Origin of the sequence: Nonomuraea sp. CA-141351 (assembly GCF_050944675.1) — a bacterium.
Taxonomy (GTDB): domain Bacteria; phylum Actinomycetota; class Actinomycetes; order Streptosporangiales; family Streptosporangiaceae; genus Nonomuraea.
Window position 1 is genome coordinate 9,073,741 of record NZ_CP191982.1, and the last position, 14,691, is coordinate 9,088,431.

Sequence of the window (14,691 nt, forward strand, 5' to 3'; positions counted from 1 at the left end):
CCTAAGTGGAACCAGCACCCAACATCTTCAGCACACTTCTAGACGACTGATTCCAAGCCGTTCGGATGGGATCAGTGGTCGTAGGCGGTGAGGGATCGCGCGATGGGCTGATCAGTCTTGTCGTTGTGCCAGATCACGGCGGTCAGAGCCAGGACACGGGTGATCACACGGATGGCCACCCCGGCGGCGGTGCGTGCGCCGTGGCGTTCCAGGTCGAGCTGACCTTTGAAGGTCTGGTTGATCGATTCGATGGTCTGGCGCAGCGGTTTGAACAGGTGCGCTCCCGGGCGTGGGGGCTCGCCCTTGCGGGCCTTGCGCAGCAGGCGCACGCCCGCACCGGCCAGGGTGTCTTCGAAGTCGCGGCCGTAGTACTGCATGTCCGCGATGAGGTCCTGGCCGCGGTGACGGGCCAGCAGGTCGGGGTCGGCCTGGAACATGCCGAGCAGAGTGGTTCGCTCGTCGGCCTTGGCTCCGGTCAGGGCGAAGGCGATCGGTAGCCCACCCAGCGTGCACAACAGGTGCAACCGTAATCCCCAGAAGAAGCGGGAGTGCGAGGGGCAGTAGCCGTACTCGGCCCAGCCGGCCAGGTCGCTGCGCTGGGCTGTTTGACGGGAGCGGCCGCACTCGACCGGGGTGGAGTCGACCACCCACACATCATCGCTCCACAGCGAGGTGTCCCGGCCAAGGATGCGGATCATGCTCAGCACCAGGCTGGTGGCGGCGCGCAGGCGTTTGTTGTAGCCGCTTTGGCCGGGCAGGTAGGGGAACATGCCGGCCAGGTGGGCGCGGGCATAGCGCAGCCAGCGCCGCTCGGAGGTGAAGCCGAGCAGCGCCGACATCACCGCCAGGGTCACGAGTTCGGCGTCGCTCAAGGTGGGCTGGATGCCTACCCGGGGACGTTCAGGTGCCAGGTCCGGGAATGTGATCAGCTGATCGTCGATCTTCACGTACAGTGCGGTAGCGAGGGTGTTCAGGTCTTTCGTCACAAATCGATCTTGGACACCCTCGCTGCATGTCCGCAGGCGATCAGCGAATCTCAGCCCTTGGAATCAATCATCTAGAAGTGTGCTGAAGATGTTGGGTGCTGGTTCCACTTAGGCTGGCTTGGGGTCAGACTCGGTGGTATGCAGGGCAAAGCGGCCGGGGCACCGGTCGGGCCGGATGTGTGGCAGACCTGCCGGGAGTTAATCCCCGCTGGCAGCGTGTTCGCGTTCTTGGCCGAGCATCGTCAGGCGTTGTTCCCTGAGGCGATGTTCGCCGACATGTACCCCTCGCCGAATGGGCGGCCGAGTATGCCGCCGCAGGTGCTGGCCTCGGCGGTGGTATTACAGGCGTTGTTCGGGGTGTCGGACTTTGACGCGGTCCAGCAGTTGCGGTGCGATCTGCGGTGGAAGGCCGCCTGTGGGCTCGGGCTTTATGATCGCGCCTTCCACCCGTCGTTGCTGACCTACTTCCGGCGGCGGCTGGCTCGCTCGGCCGAGCCGCATCGGCTGTTTGTGCGGGTGCGGGAGCTGATCGCGATCACCGGGGCGTTGCGGGGCCGGCAGCGGCGGGCGCTGGATTCCACCGTGCTGGAAGACGCGGTGGCCACGCAGGACACGGTCACTCAGCTGATCGCCGCGATCCGGCGGGTGATCCGCGAGGTGCCCGGCGCGGCAGCGGTCGCAGCGGGCTGTTGCACCGCTCATGACTACGACGATCCGGGCAAGCCCCGTATCGCGTGGGACGATGCCCAAGCGCGCGAGAACCTGGTGGATGCGCTGGTCACTGACGCGCTGCGGCTGCTGGCCGACCTGCCCGAGCAGGCCCTGGACGACAAAGCCGCCACCGCGGTCGGGCTGCTGGCGCTGGTGGCCTACCAGGACGTCGAGCCCGCGCCCGGCAGCGACGGCGGCGACGGCCGCTGGCGGATTGCCCGGCGAACAGCTCGTGACCGGATCGTCTCCACCGTCGATCCCGAGGCCCGCCACATCCACAAGAACCGCACCCAGCGCCTGGACGGCTACAAGGCGCATGTGTCTGTTGAGCCTGAGACCGGCTTGTTCACCGCTGTGGGTTTAACGCTGGGCAGCGGTGCCGAGCATCACGAGGCCCTGGTCGCCGAAGAGTTGCTGGCTGCCGAGCGCGAGCCGGTCAGCGTGCTGGGCGATGCCGCCTACGGCACCGGCCAGGCCCGCCACACCCTGCAGGCCGCTGGACATACTCTGATCATCAAACCGGCCACGCTGCGTCAGGCCGTTGCGGGCGGCTTCACCATCGACGACTTCACCGTCGATGAGGCCGCCGGCGCCGTCACCTGCCCGGCCGGGCACACCGTCGCCCTGGGAAAACCGCAGGCCGACGGCAACCGAGTCGCCCAGTTCAAGCACCGGTGCGCCGCCTGCCCGCTGCGAGCGCGCTGCACCACCGCCAAGACCGGCCGCAATCTCAACGTGCACCCCCACCACGCCCTGCTGGCCGCAGCCCGTCGTCAGGCCGCCACCGACCCCGACTGGCAAGCCGACTACCGGCGCTGGCGGCCACCGGTCGAACGCGCCATCGCCTGGCTGGTCGCCCGCGGCAACCGACGCCTGCGCTACCTGGGCACGATCAAGAACAACGCCTGGCTCCACACCCGCGCCGCCGCCCTCAACCTCCGCACCTTGATCAACCTAGGTTTGACCCACACCCACGGCACCTGGGCTATCACCGGCACCTGACCACCGACGGAGGCGGTCCTTTCGCGTACCGCCCTCGGACGCCTTCCACCCACTCAGCAGACGATCCGCCCGGCCATGCCCGTCCTTCGATAACCGCGCGCTTGCACACAAGATCTTCAGCACATTTCTAGTCGTGCTGCCGAGTGACTATCTGAGTGACAACGGCCAGGGACGAGCGAGGTGAAACCTTGAATCACCCAAGATCCCGGCTTCTCCTGGCGCGCCTTACAAGCGAGGGGTCACTGGTTCGAACCCAGTACCGCCCACCAGAGAAAACGCCCGTCTCCGATCTTGGAAACGGGGCGTGAGTGACAAACTGAGTGAGATGCATCTTGCAAGCGCCGTCGGCATGCCCCAGCGATAAAGCCCTGATCCGACCTCCAGCTTTGTGGCGCCTGCCTGACAGGTCTCAGGACCTGCGCGACAGATCCGGCTCTAGAGGTGCGCGACACTCCGGCTAGATGATCTTCGGTATGTCTTGGGGATGACATACCACGGGCTGGAGCGCCGATGGTGTGGGGTGGGTGGGCGTCAACCATCAGCGGGCAGGCGGGTAGGGTCCTGCTCAGAACGGCACGGTCCGGAGGGCGCGGCCGTGTGGGGGATGTATGGCGAGGTGGGCGTGGCTCTCGCGATGTCCGCAACGGCGACGTCAGGGAGTGCACGCCGTAGACGGCCGTCCCGGTAGATACCTCCCACGCCGGCGTGGAGCTGGTCAACGCTGCGCGCTCCTACCTCTGACTGGCAAGAGCCCACCCTGGAGACGGTCATCCCCGTGGCCATGTCCCGACCGTCTCAGCAGCGCTTCGTCGGCCTCGGGCAGCCAGGAGTGCGACGGCCGGCGCAGCCGGCGCCCGACCCTCCAGAACTCCGTCACGGCCTGGAGCAGCGCGTCCAGACCCGGATGCCGCAGGCCCTCGGGGAAGACGAGGTTCTCCAGAGCGAGCGGCACGGGATCGACCAGGGGCCGCACCACGGCGCCGGGGATCCCGCCGACCTTCGCCGTGGCCAGCACCGGCTCTCGGTGCCGTTGCAGGTAGAGGCCCATCTCATGGGATCCGACCGGCGGCACGTGTGGCGTGGCCAAGGTGAGCCCGAACTCTTCTGCCAGGAGCTCCCCCAGGTCGGTCCACTCGGTGGTGGCAGGGTTGCCCGCCATGGCGTCCAGCGGGAAGTCGACCAGCACACCGAGCGGCACCTCCTCCAGAGCGGCCAGCGGATGATCGTCGGGCATCAGCAGGGCGAGCGGATCCAGCCGCACGGGCACCTGGGCCAGTCCCTTGCGCACGTGAGCGGGCAGCCCGGCGAACCGGCCGAACGACACGTCGAGACGCCCCTCCCGCATTGCGGCGACCCCGGAGGCCAGCCCGCCGTGGAAGCGGGCGAGTATCTCCACTCCCGGTGCCAGCTCCCTGGCCCTGACCAGCGGCCGCGGCGGCTCGTGTCCCTGCATGTTGACGTCCACGAGCAGCGGCCCCCGAGCGCCGGAGATCTCCGCGACGAGCTCGTCGTGCAGCGCGAGCAGCCGCCTGGCCCCGGGTAGCAGCCGCGCTCCCGCCGGGGTCAGCTCCACCCGCCGAGTGGACCTGGTGAACAGCGCCGCCCCGAGCTGCTCCTCCAGCCGCCGCACATCGCGGCTGAGCGCCTGCTGTGCCACGTACAGGCGGGCGGCGGCGCGGCCGAAGTGCAGCTCCTCGGCGACGGTCACGAACACCCTGAGCAGCCGGGGATGCAGATCCACACGGCAACATTAACAACAGATCCGCGTTAATCCCGGCTTTTCCGGTGTTGGACCCCGCGTCCCAATCTCCATCAGGCTGGACCCGTGATTCCCATGAAAGAGCTGCTCAGCGGCATGCCGCTGTCGCCCGCCCAGATCGGCGTCCTCCTGAGCCTGGTCCACCCGCCGGGGCTGACGGCACAGAACGTCACGAGCGGATCGCCCACGAAGTCGGCGAAGAAGAAGAGGAAGTTCAGCACCCGCACGACGTAGTGCCAGGGCCGCGGGCCGCGGCGGCCTGTTGTTCAGGTACATGAACATGAACGGCTAGATCAGGGCTACCAGGCTGCCGGCGCTACGATCCGCGGGCTGTTCAAGCGTCACCGGCGAAGACCATTGGTCAGGATGAAAACAGCCTCACCGCTCTATTCACTGTGGGCGGCCAGTACATCGGGGACCGGCAGCCCTAGATGGCCGAGCAGCACGGCGAGCCGGCGGTCGAGCTCGACACCTCCCTGGGTGATGCCCGGATCCCCGAAGCTCGCGAACCGGGTGCGCGGCTGGTCGACGGCAAACCACGTTTCGCCCTCGACGTCCTCATAGATGGCCGTGCGCAGCGGAGCGTACAGCATTATGGCCGGATTGTGGCGGTACATCGTCTGGGCGACGGCGTGGTTGCCCATGAGGTACTCGACGCAGCGCAACCGGTGGCCGGCCAGCTGCATCAAGGGTGAGAAATCGCAGCTCCAGTAGATGATGAACCCGTGAGGAGCGTTCTCCTTCGTCGCCTCCAGAACGGTGTCCCAAGTGGCTCCGTCCGCGACGAGCCTTTCGAAACGCTCAGCGTCGTACTCCGGAACGGATTGCTCGTACTGGGCGCGGAAGTCGTCCAGCGGTTTGCCGACGGCGATGGCCAGGCGGTTCACCTCATGAGGGACGCTCTGAATGCGGTCCCGTGGTGACTGCGCCATGATTCCTCCCGACACCGGCGACCTTTCTGCGGCAGCCGTAGATCCTGTTGTCCCGAGTACCTGGCGTCCATTGCTGCCTCCCGGCGGAAAACACCCGCTTTGACGAACCGTTCCATAGGCTTGCCTCCTGGTTTCGCCGGCAAGCCTGCCGTAGCGGGAAGGGGAACAATTCGGATCATGGAATTGGGTCGGCCGCGCAAGGACGCCGCCTGGCCATGGCTGCTGTTCCTCTTATGGATCCTGGGCACACCTCTGCTGGGCGTGCTGTGGTTCAGCTATGGCTTTGCCCTCATGGGAGGGGAGCCGAGGAACAGGCAGCTCTCGCAGCTCTGCGGAAACGCCCTCGTCGGTTTCGGCGCGCCCGCGGTGGGGCTACTCCTCGCCCTCGTCTCCAGGCGGCGCAGTGCCACCATCGTGTTCGGCCTGGCCCTGCTTACGGTGGCTGCCCTTTGGGCGTGGCTGGTCCTGCGCGAGTAGGCCCGGCACTCCCAAAGCTACGGCGACCGCAAAGTAGGCGTTGATCCCGCGTTCTACCTGGTGGTTTCTGGCCCGTGGATGATGCGGTGGATGGTGGAGCGACCGACGCGAGAGGCGTTCACGTCCTCTGGTGTTCCGACTAGCCCCCACCGGAACAGCTATACGGAACACCTTGGTCTGAGCGTCCGTCCCGACTGCTCGGTGGTCCGGTGAGGATCCCCTTACGGAACAGGCTCGGCGGAGCACTCACAAGGTGGCACCTACTTCCGGTGAACTGCTGAGGCGAGTCGGCATCAGGCGAGTTGCCGCCACCCGCACGCCAGGGAAGGCGGCGACATCGGATGTCGTCCACCATTCGGCTTCAGGGTCGGGGCCTGATCGATCAGACATCCGGGCCGGACTCCTCACGCAAGCCGTCGTCCGGTCAGACTACGGCTGCGGCGCAGGCCTTGCCGTAGCCGGCCAGGTCGCCGCCGAGAGCCGCGGCGGCCAGGAAGCGTTCGGTGACCGTTCGGTGCTCACCGGGGGTAGGCCGGAACCGAGGGCGGCGCGCCCGTACGTGCCGCCGGGCGCGGTACGCCATCTGCTGAACCGCCCGTTCGGTGCGTCCGATGATGGCTGCGATCTCCGCGTGCGAGAAGCCGAAGACATCGTGCAGCAGGAACACCGCGCGCTCCGTCGGGGTCAGGGTTTCCAGGACGACCAGGAGGGCCGCCGCCATCGCCTCGACCGGCCGCGGCTCGACGGGCGAGCCGACCGCCAGCCCGTCCAACCAGTCAGTGTCAGCGTGCGCTTCCCGACGCGCTCGTATCCTGCGAAGCTCATCGATCGCCTGCCGGGTCACGAGTCGGAACAAGTACGCACCGGGGTCCGCGACCGAGCTGTGATCCACACGGCTCCAGCGAAGCCAGGCCTCCTGAAGAACGTCGTCAGCGTTCGCACGGTCACCGAGCACCCGATACGTCGCCGCCGAAAGCGCGGCCCGGTGCCTCTCGAACAGTTCGCCGGCCATATCCATCGCACCCTCCCGTACAGACCTCGACAACAAGACGGTTCCACGGGCACCGACGTCACGCGTGACGCTGACGGACCCGCATCCGTCGTACCGGATGGACAGGCACTACCGACCCGAAAGGCGTGACATGACATCGACTCCACTCACCGACCGGAACCGGGCGCTCGTCCTCGAGGCTGTCTCTCGGTTTGGCGCGGGCGACATCACCGGCTTCACCGAGTTGCTCGGCGAGGATTTCGTTTCGCACAACCCGCGCGTCGCGCACGATCCCGCGGCACAGTCCGGCCGCCAGGCGTTCGCGGACTACCTGACCGGGCCCGGCAGCTCGCACCTGCGGGACGCGACCGTGGCTGCCAAGCACCTGCTCGCCGACGGAAACCTGGTCGCCGTACACACCCACGTGGCCACCCCACAGGGCGATCTCGCCACCGTCGATCTCTTCCGCGTCGACGGTGGCATGATCGTTGAGCACTGGGACGTCGTTCAATCCGTACCCGACGTGGTGCTTCACCCACACGGAATGTTCTGAGCAAATGGCGACTGCGCGCTCCTTCGTCTGGGTCGACGATGAAAATGCCGACGCCGATAGCGCCTGGGTCCGCACACCATCACGGACAAGCCCTTCTCCATCGCGTTGCTCTTCGCCGTGGCCTCACGCACCCAGACTTCGCCGTCATCGCTGACCGGTTGGCGCAGTAGCATCTTCGGACTGATCAAGTTGCACGTCACGTCGCACGACTCGTCCCCAGAACGCCCCGGGCTGCGCCACGGTGGCACTGAGTTCACTGCCGCAGGTGCCGGCCGAGCCGACCACGGATGCGTCGTCGGCACTGTGGAACACCAGCCGCAGAGAGGTGCGACTCACGAGGTTCCCATGCCGGTCCGAGCCCTACAGGCGTGGCACAGGCGGGCTGTACAGGCAGAACAGACGAGGCGGCCCGGCGCCCATACAGCCGCATGTACAACGGCTGGTGCTGTGAGGTGAGAGCACGCCTCGCCTGCTCGCGAGCGCATGGCACGCTGCAGCTCAGCCACTGGGACTCCCCCGGTTGGTGGACACGCTGATACTGGATCTTGCTTGATCCGGAGGAAGCGAGAAGACCGCCGATGGCGTTGAAGGACTACTCGGGCGTGAGTCGGGGCAGCCTGCGCGAATGGTGCTGTGGGCGCGCGCCCGCCGAGGTAGCCCGTAAGGGCGATCTAGCGTGAGTAGTCAACCCGGAGGCGACGGTTAACGTCCCCCTGTGGGCCCGTCCCCCGTCCCAGGAGAACCCATGCGCCGATTTCTCCTCGTCATCACCATCTTCATTGCCTCGGCCGGCTGCCATGGCGCCGAAGAGCCCTCCTATCCCGTGCCCGCCACCTCGCCGCAGCACGCCAGCCCGGCACCGATCTCCAGCGGCTTCGAGGCCCCACCCACCGCGGCCGGGGACGACAACTCCATCTGTGCCCGCCCGAGCCTGCGAACCTTCCTTTACGAGGTTGAGAAGCATTCCGGCCCCGCCGCACTCAACCCTGACGCCCCCGTCCGTGACTGGCAGCCCACCCTGCAGGAGGTCAAGGACATTGCCGTAGGCACACTCCATCCACCACTAGAGGAGGCGTTGGCCGGGGTGGAGGGCTACCGGATTGCCGTGGAGGACAGTCGCCTGGAAGAGAGGTTCAGCTCCCCGCAGGCGCGCAATTACGCGCACGTCATCGCGAAGGCTGCGGCCCGGATCGCCAAGAGGTGCGGTGTCGACGTCGACATCACGATTCCGAAGAAGCCGAAGTCTTCCGAATTGGACTGAAGCCCCGGCTCAGAATGACACCTCATATGTCGGCGGGGCATTGGGAGAGGAAGACATACACGGCGGGGACAATTGAAGGCCGTATTCCCTGGTCAGAGCGCTACTCGACGTGATCGGCGCAGGTCGTGAAACAGCAGACGAGGTGCGGCTCGGCAAGGACGCCAACTACGTTTGGACTGCGTTCGGGCCGACGGACGTCCGCATCCATGAGGTGGCGACGGCGATCGAGCTGGGAGACATTCGGGTCGCCGTGGACGTGGGGCCACGACTCGATACCAGCGGCTGCCGATCGAGCGTCGCGCTCGGCATGGCCACGCCGTGGCGCATGCACAGCTCACGATGTCGTGAATCAGGAGGCAGAAAGGCAAGCCCAGTTTCCAGCTCGCTGCGCTTGCCCGACGATTGCACATCGTGTGAGAGCGGCCCCGGTCGCGTATGGTCGAGGCCGGGAACGATCAGGAGACCGTACCGTTCGCCCAGGCTCGCGCCGCTGCTGGAGCGCTGCTCTTCAATGACAGCGGTCATGTGCTGCTCGTCCGGCCTACGTACAAGTCCTATATGGACATCCCCGGCGGGTACGTCGAGCCGGTGGAGACCCCGTACGAGGCATGCGTCCGAGAGGTGCGCGAAGAGCTGGACGGCCTTCTGATCGAGCGCCTCGCCCGCCGTCTCAAGGCCGCCGCCACCGCCCGTGAGCTGGGAGAGACGGTCTGTCTGGAGCACGGCCGGGCCGCTCCCACTGAGTGACTCTGTGATTGACGACGACCGAGGATCTCTGCGGAACGTCTGCCCAGGTGAGACCTTGTATCACCCAAGATCCCATCTTCTCCTGATGCGCCTTACAAGCGAGCGGTCACTGGTTCGAACCCAGTACCGCCCACGCCTGCGAAAAGACCCGTTCCCGATCGTGGAAACGGGGCCTGAGCGACTAACTCCCAAAGCGGGTCCGAACCGGAGGTTCGGGGCCGCAGGTCACCGAGGCCGGTAGCCCTTCTTTTTACGGCCGGCCGGCACCGCCCGGCGACGGGAGCCATTCTGTGCGGGTTTTTGTGCCTGTCGCTGTGCCGGTTTCTCCGCAGGGGAGGCGGGGGTACGGCCCCGCGAGCTGTTCACTGTCCGGCCGCGGACGATGCCGATGAAATCTTCCACCAGGTCAGTGGTCGCGTCCGTGGGCCAGGCCAGCGCGACCTGAGACTGCGGCGCGTCCGACACCGGCCGGTAAGTGAGATCCCTGCGGTGGTGGAGGCGTGCCAGCGACTGCGGAACCACGAGAAGCCCAGTGCCGGCCGCTACCAGCTCGACCGCGTCCGCCGTTGTGGCCGGGCGGGTGAACGCGGGCAGCCCGGGCCGGACCGTCCACTCGATGGTGTCGTCCAGAGGATGGAACACGTTGTCGTCGGTCAGGTCGGCGGTGGAGACCTCGTCGGCGGCGGCCACCGCGTGGTCCTTGGGCACCACGACCACCGTGGTCTCCACGTAGAGAGGAATCACGCTGAGACCGTCCCGGTCGACCGGCAGCCGGACGAATCCGGCGTCGGCGCCGCCATCCCGCAGGAGTCCGACCACCTCCGCGGTGGGAGCCGTGACCAGGGTAACCGGCACGCCGGGCATCCTCTCGGTCCAGACGTTGACCCATTTCGCGGGTGTCACCCCGGGCACGTACGCCAGCCGAAACGTCCTGCCGGTCTCTCCATCGGTCACTTCCTCAGAGTACCGATGTCAGGGGAACCCGCTCCGACTGACTACTCTTGGCACCATGACCTCGCCCAAACCGAAGACCATCCAGACGATGAAGCCCGAGACCGCGGCCAAGAAGCTGGGTGTCCTCCTCTCGGCCACTCCCGCCGAGTTCCAGGCGGGTGTCGTCTCCAGGGACGAGCTGAACGAGTTGCAGTCGACGCCGCCCGCCTGGCTCGCTGACCTGCGCCGCAACGGCCCGCACCCCAAGCAGGTCGTCGCCGCGAAGCTCGGGGTCTCCATTTCCGGCCTGACCAGAGGCGGGATCACCGGGCCGCTCACCACCGCTGAGATCGATGCGCTGAAAGCTGAGAATCCAGCGTGGCTGGAGCGCGAGCGGTCCATCCAGGCCGAGACCCGCAAAGAAGCACTCCGCCTCAAGCAACGCTAGACAGCTGAGATCCTGTACGTCTCCGGCCCCAGACGAGCCCGTCGAATGAGCCGAGTGTGGGCGTTCTGCCGGAACCGGGGTGGGCGCTCTGCCGCGTAAGCGGTTTCCTCGTTGGGAAGTCTCCGCGTGTGCTCAAGGGGGATCCGGTGTCGAGCAGCCGTCCCGGCAATCCTTTGCTGGAGTGCTCAACCCGGCGTCTCCAAGCTGCCGCCACCGCCTCGCTGGGTGACTACCTGAGTGACAACGGCCCGGGACGCGTGCGGACGTCCGAGGATCTGGGCGGAACGTTCACCGAGGTGAGATCCGGGATCGCCCAGGATCCGCGCCCTGCTGGCGTGCCTTATAAGCGAGGGGTCACCTGCGCCGTCACCGAGCATCGCGACAAAGGAACTGATGCCTCCGACGGGTCCTCGGCTCCGAATGATCGCCCGAGCGTGGGCCGGAGTCCGTAGCTTGCTGAGGTGGAAACCTGATCGAGCCGCCTGCCACGACCTAGGCAAGCCGGCAGAAGTTACGACGAGTTATCGCTAAGTGCATCTGTCCCCGCCTCCAGGAACCATCTGGGCGGGGCGGTTTCCGGAAGATCGTCGCGCCTGGCTACTTTCAGCCCGGTCGGACTTTCCCGACCGACCGACGAGTGTGCGAAAATCCTCGATAAATCCTTAATATACCTCCGGTATATGCTCATAGGACATCCTGGAAGATAATAGAACGACTCCTGCCGGGCGATCTCGAATTCCGAGCCTGAGTGCCGCTGGGCGTCTCCGCACTGCGGACCGACGTCACGCAGGGCTTCGCCGTGATGATCGGCCCGCAAGACCAAGGGAGTATTGAGGGTGCGTATTGTCGGGTTAGGCGGATCCTTGCAGGTGCCGTCCACGAGCCTTACTGCATTGCAGATGGCATTGCAAGGCGCGTCGGCCGACGACGTCGATATCGACCTCCTCGATTTACGGACGCTCGATCTGCCGCTGTACGGATCCGCGGGCACCGACGCCGCCGGCCTTCACCCGGGCGTTTCCCGGCTCGTACGGGCAGCTGCTTCGGCCGACGCCATGATATGGAGCGCACCGATGTATCACGGCACGGTCAGCGGCTCCTTCAAGAACTCTCTGGATTGGCTCGAGGAACTCGCCGGCCTCGATCCGCCCTTCCTCACCGACAAACCCGTCGGTCTCATCGCGACAGCGGCGGGCGCCCAAGCACTTCAGGCGATCAACAGCATGGAGTTCGCAGTACGTGCTCTGCGCGGCTGGGTAGTCCCGTTCGTCGTCCCCGTCAACGGCGCACACGATGTCTTCCGGAGCGATGAAAGGCCGACGGATCGCGCGGTCGTGAATCGGCTCGTCAGCCTGGGCGGCATGGTCCTCGATGCGGCCCGTCGCTTCGCGACAGAGGCGGCGTCTCCTCGTGATCCGGTGATTCGCGCGGGAATTGGGGACGGCACCGGGAAATGGCTGCCGACGACCTACAACCACCATACCGGCGTGGCCGGATGAGTTCCTGACAGATTGTTCTCGAACAGGGAGCCGTCGCCCGATCATTCGAGCTCCCCGGGCGCACGGTCCCGCATGGACGCGAGGCGAATTCCAAGGAGGCAGACCCATGAGCGCAGCTCGTCGGGACGACACACGGGAATGGTTCATCGATCACGCTCACGAGCCTTCCGCCGACGATCACGAGGGAATCCGCCGGATCGGCATCATCGGAGGCGGTACCGCCGGCTATCTCACGGCGCTCGCGCTGAAAGCCAGACGCCCTTGGCTGGACGTGACGCTGGTGGAGTCATCCGGTATTCCGATCATCGGGGTCGGCGAGGCGACCGTGCCGTCTCTCGTCGTTTTCCTGCACCACTATCTTGGAATTGACCCGGACGAGCTGTACGACAAAGTGCGTCCGACCTGGAAGTTGGGCATCAAGTTCGAATGGGGGCCAGATCCGGAAGGATTCGTAGCGCCATTCGACTGGGACTCGGACTCCATCGGGGTGGTCGGCTCCCTGAGATCTCGAGGCAACATCAACGACTTCACCCTGCAAGCACTGCTCATGCGTGCCGACCGGACTCCCATCTTCGCGAACGGCGGACGACCGGAGTCCCTCATGAAGCATCTTCGGTACGCCTATCACCTGGACAACGCCAGGTTCGTCACCTTCCTGTCCGACCTGGCGCGACGGCGCGGAGTGCGTCACATCGACGCGCGTATCGCAAAGGTGATCAGGAGAAGTGGCGACTGGATCGACTCCATCGTCACCGAGGACGGCCGCGAGCTTCGCTTCGACTTCTATGTGGATTGCTCCGGGTTCCGGTCCCTGCTGCTGGGCAAAACCCTGGAGACTCCCTTCCTGAGCTACGCGGACAGCCTGTTCACCGACTCGGCCGTCACCGGAAACCTGCCGCATCACGGTCACCTCAAGCCTTACACGACCGCGACGACGATGTCCGCGGGATGGTGCTGGAGCATCCCGACGCCGGAGAGCGACCACCTGGGCTACGTGTATTCCTCGTCGGCGCTGTCCGACGAGGAGGCCGCCGCCGAGCTGGCAACGCGATTCCCCGGCATCAGCGAACCGCGCATTGTCCGCTTCAGGTCAGGCAGGCACGAGCAGGCGTGGCGCGGCAATGTGATGGGGATCGGCAACTCGTATGCATTCGTGGAGCCACTCGAATCCAGCGGAATCTATATGATCACGCTGGGGATCCTGGGACTGCTCGGCGGGCTTCCCGGCAGCTGGCGCGAACCCGCGGCACGGGAAGTGGTGAATGCCGGGCTTGCGCGCAAGTGGGATGCGCTGCGCTGGTTCCTCGCGATCCACTATCGGTTCAACACGAGATTGGACACCCCCTTCTGGAAGACGGCGAACCACGAAACCGATGTCTCGGGGATCCAGCATCTCCTGGACCTGTACGCCGCGGGCGCGCCATTGCGTCAGCGGGATGCGGTGGTCCGGGACTTCGCCGAACAGGCCATGCCCACGTTCTACGGCATAGCCGGTGTCGACACGATCCTGCTCGGCCAGCACGTGCGGACATCGCTCCTCCCCCAGTCCATCTCCATGGAGGAGTGGCACGAGCGTAAGGCCGCCGCCGAGCTCCTCGTCAAGCGCGCCCTGCCCCTTGCGGAGGCGCTCGACGTCATACGTGCCACACCCGAGATTCATCAGGCCATCCTGGAGGACGAGGACAGCTGGGCTGGGAGAGGACGTTCCTTCGGGCACGGCTTCGTGTGAGAACGCCAGGGGCACCGGCTGCGTCATCTCCGCGATCGCGGGGTGACGCAGCCTGCTCTATGCCTCCGTCGCAAGGACATCCCTGATGCTGCTGAGCAGCTGACGGCCTGCCTCCCTGCGGGTGCCGGTGAGGCCGCCGAGGGCCACCGCGACGCCGGCAAGCGTATCGTCGTGAATCACCCTGGCCATCGCCTCCTGACTCTGGATCACGACCTGCAGGGCCACGGTCGCCTGACTGGCGAACAGGCCGAGCAGCTCCAGATCTCCCAGGGCACGTGTGGGATCCGGTCGGCGGTCCATCACCTCGAGTACGCCGATGCTCGTGCCTTCGTCCATGAGCGGCGCCGCCATGACGGAGGTCGGCGTGTAACCGGTGGACTCCGCGAACTTCCGGGCGTGGAGTGGATTCGACGTCACGTTGTCCACGATCAACGGCACGCCCGACTGGAGCACCCAGCCCGCGATGCCTTCGTCCACCGGGAACCGCTGCCCGATGAGGGTCTCCTCGCCGGCCCCGGATACCGCCTCGAAGACCAGCTCGCCCGAACCGCTGTCGAAGATGAATATGGAGCTCGCCTCGGCGTTGAAGATCGCGCGAGCCACTTCTACGATCGACTGAAGCAAACGCTGGTTCCTCTTGTCCAGGACCGGCAATGCACCGCT

15 protein-coding genes are annotated in these 14,691 nt (G+C 66.1%); 9 read left to right on the plus strand and 6 right to left on the minus strand.

What is annotated here, in order from left to right; translation table 11 throughout:
* Positions 1-71: 71 nt before the first annotated feature.
* Positions 72-986: an IS982 family transposase gene (locus tag ACQPWU_RS42705; protein WP_433431365.1), complete on the minus strand. Its 915-nt coding sequence runs from the start codon at positions 984-986 to the stop codon at positions 72-74.
* 138 nt (positions 987-1,124) lie between these two features.
* Here ACQPWU_RS42705 and ACQPWU_RS42710 point away from each other — a divergent pair, with 138 nt between their 5' ends.
* On the plus strand, positions 1,125-2,699 hold the full coding sequence (locus tag ACQPWU_RS42710) for an IS1182 family transposase (protein WP_433431363.1): 1,575 nt from the start codon (positions 1,125-1,127) through the stop codon (positions 2,697-2,699).
* 715 nt (positions 2,700-3,414) lie between these two features.
* Here ACQPWU_RS42710 and ACQPWU_RS42715 read toward each other — a convergent pair.
* A complete protein-coding gene (locus ACQPWU_RS42715; RefSeq protein ID WP_433431366.1) occupies positions 3,415-4,440 on the minus strand; it encodes a LysR family transcriptional regulator in 1,026 nt (341 codons plus the stop codon).
* 84 nt (positions 4,441-4,524) lie between these two features.
* On the opposite strand from ACQPWU_RS42715, the gene ACQPWU_RS42720 reads away from it, so the two are divergent.
* Positions 4,525-4,692: a hypothetical protein gene (locus tag ACQPWU_RS42720; RefSeq protein ID WP_433431367.1), complete on the plus strand. Its 168-nt coding sequence runs from the start codon at positions 4,525-4,527 to the stop codon at positions 4,690-4,692.
* A 152-nt stretch (positions 4,693-4,844) separates the two neighbouring features.
* Here the strand turns inward: ACQPWU_RS42720 and ACQPWU_RS42725 are convergent, their stop codons facing one another.
* A complete protein-coding gene (locus tag ACQPWU_RS42725) occupies positions 4,845-5,345 on the minus strand; it encodes a DUF302 domain-containing protein (protein ID WP_433431368.1) in 501 nt (166 codons plus the stop codon).
* Between the two features lie 222 nt (positions 5,346-5,567).
* Between ACQPWU_RS42725 and ACQPWU_RS42730 the strand changes: the two genes are divergently transcribed.
* Positions 5,568-5,867, plus strand: coding sequence for a hypothetical protein (locus ACQPWU_RS42730; RefSeq protein WP_433431369.1), 300 nt, complete (start codon positions 5,568-5,570; stop codon positions 5,865-5,867).
* Between the two features lie 424 nt (positions 5,868-6,291).
* Here the strand turns inward: ACQPWU_RS42730 and ACQPWU_RS42735 are convergent, their stop codons facing one another.
* A complete protein-coding gene (locus tag ACQPWU_RS42735; RefSeq protein WP_433431370.1) occupies positions 6,292-6,879 on the minus strand; it encodes a sigma-70 family RNA polymerase sigma factor in 588 nt (195 codons plus the stop codon).
* A 130-nt stretch (positions 6,880-7,009) separates the two neighbouring features.
* Here ACQPWU_RS42735 and ACQPWU_RS42740 point away from each other — a divergent pair, with 130 nt between their 5' ends.
* The 3 genes from ACQPWU_RS42740 (at position 7,010) to ACQPWU_RS42750 (ending at position 9,419) form a co-directional block, all read left to right on the plus strand.
* Complete coding sequence (locus ACQPWU_RS42740; RefSeq protein WP_433431371.1) at positions 7,010-7,411, plus strand: nuclear transport factor 2 family protein; 402 nt, start codon at positions 7,010-7,012, stop codon at positions 7,409-7,411.
* Between the two features lie 745 nt (positions 7,412-8,156).
* Positions 8,157-8,672 (plus strand): hypothetical protein, encoded by a 516-nt coding sequence (locus ACQPWU_RS42745; protein ID WP_433431372.1) that lies wholly within the window; start codon positions 8,157-8,159, stop codon positions 8,670-8,672.
* 435 nt (positions 8,673-9,107) lie between these two features.
* A complete protein-coding gene (locus ACQPWU_RS42750) occupies positions 9,108-9,419 on the plus strand; it encodes an NUDIX domain-containing protein (protein ID WP_433431373.1) in 312 nt (103 codons plus the stop codon).
* 225 nt (positions 9,420-9,644) lie between these two features.
* Here the strand turns inward: ACQPWU_RS42750 and ACQPWU_RS42755 are convergent, their stop codons facing one another.
* The gene (locus ACQPWU_RS42755; RefSeq protein WP_433431374.1) at positions 9,645-10,373 is read right to left on the minus strand and encodes a LysR family substrate-binding domain-containing protein; all 729 of its coding nucleotides are present in this window, start codon (positions 10,371-10,373) and stop codon (positions 9,645-9,647) included.
* 55 nt (positions 10,374-10,428) lie between these two features.
* On the opposite strand from ACQPWU_RS42755, the gene ACQPWU_RS42760 reads away from it, so the two are divergent.
* The 3 genes from ACQPWU_RS42760 to ACQPWU_RS42770 all read left to right on the plus strand — a co-directional run bounded on the left by ACQPWU_RS42760 (position 10,429) and on the right by ACQPWU_RS42770 (position 14,028).
* Positions 10,429-10,800 (plus strand): DUF5997 family protein, encoded by a 372-nt coding sequence (locus ACQPWU_RS42760; protein WP_433431375.1) that lies wholly within the window; start codon positions 10,429-10,431, stop codon positions 10,798-10,800.
* 836 nt (positions 10,801-11,636) lie between these two features.
* Positions 11,637-12,299, plus strand: a complete 663-nt coding sequence (locus ACQPWU_RS42765) for an NADPH-dependent FMN reductase (protein ID WP_433431376.1) — start codon at positions 11,637-11,639, stop codon at positions 12,297-12,299.
* Between the two features lie 106 nt (positions 12,300-12,405).
* Entirely contained in the window at positions 12,406-14,028 is a 1,623-nt protein-coding gene (locus ACQPWU_RS42770) for a tryptophan halogenase family protein (protein ID WP_433431377.1), read from the plus strand.
* 57 nt (positions 14,029-14,085) lie between these two features.
* Here the strand turns inward: ACQPWU_RS42770 and ACQPWU_RS42775 are convergent, their stop codons facing one another.
* On the minus strand, positions 14,086-14,682 hold the full coding sequence (locus ACQPWU_RS42775; protein WP_433431378.1) for a GAF domain-containing protein: 597 nt from the start codon (positions 14,680-14,682) through the stop codon (positions 14,086-14,088).
* Positions 14,683-14,691 lie beyond the last annotated feature (9 nt).

What these genes read in the sequence shown, in the direction of transcription:
- ACQPWU_RS42710 (WP_433431363.1), top strand. Translation starts at nt 1,125, where the DNA reads ATGCAGGGCAAAGCGGCCGGGGCACCGGTCGGGCCGGATGTGTGGCAG.
- ACQPWU_RS42730 (WP_433431369.1), top strand. Translation starts at nt 5,568, where the DNA reads ATGGAATTGGGTCGGCCGCGCAAGGACGCCGCCTGGCCATGGCTGCTG.
- ACQPWU_RS42735 (WP_433431370.1), bottom strand. Translation starts at nt 6,879, where the DNA reads ATGGCCGGCGAACTGTTCGAGAGGCACCGGGCCGCGCTTTCGGCGGCG.
- ACQPWU_RS42740 (WP_433431371.1), top strand. Translation starts at nt 7,010, where the DNA reads ATGACATCGACTCCACTCACCGACCGGAACCGGGCGCTCGTCCTCGAG.
- ACQPWU_RS42745 (WP_433431372.1), top strand. Translation starts at nt 8,157, where the DNA reads ATGCGCCGATTTCTCCTCGTCATCACCATCTTCATTGCCTCGGCCGGC.
- ACQPWU_RS42750 (WP_433431373.1), top strand. Translation starts at nt 9,108, where the DNA reads ATGGTCGAGGCCGGGAACGATCAGGAGACCGTACCGTTCGCCCAGGCT.
- ACQPWU_RS42760 (WP_433431375.1), top strand. Translation starts at nt 10,429, where the DNA reads ATGACCTCGCCCAAACCGAAGACCATCCAGACGATGAAGCCCGAGACC.
- ACQPWU_RS42770 (WP_433431377.1), top strand. Translation starts at nt 12,406, where the DNA reads ATGAGCGCAGCTCGTCGGGACGACACACGGGAATGGTTCATCGATCAC.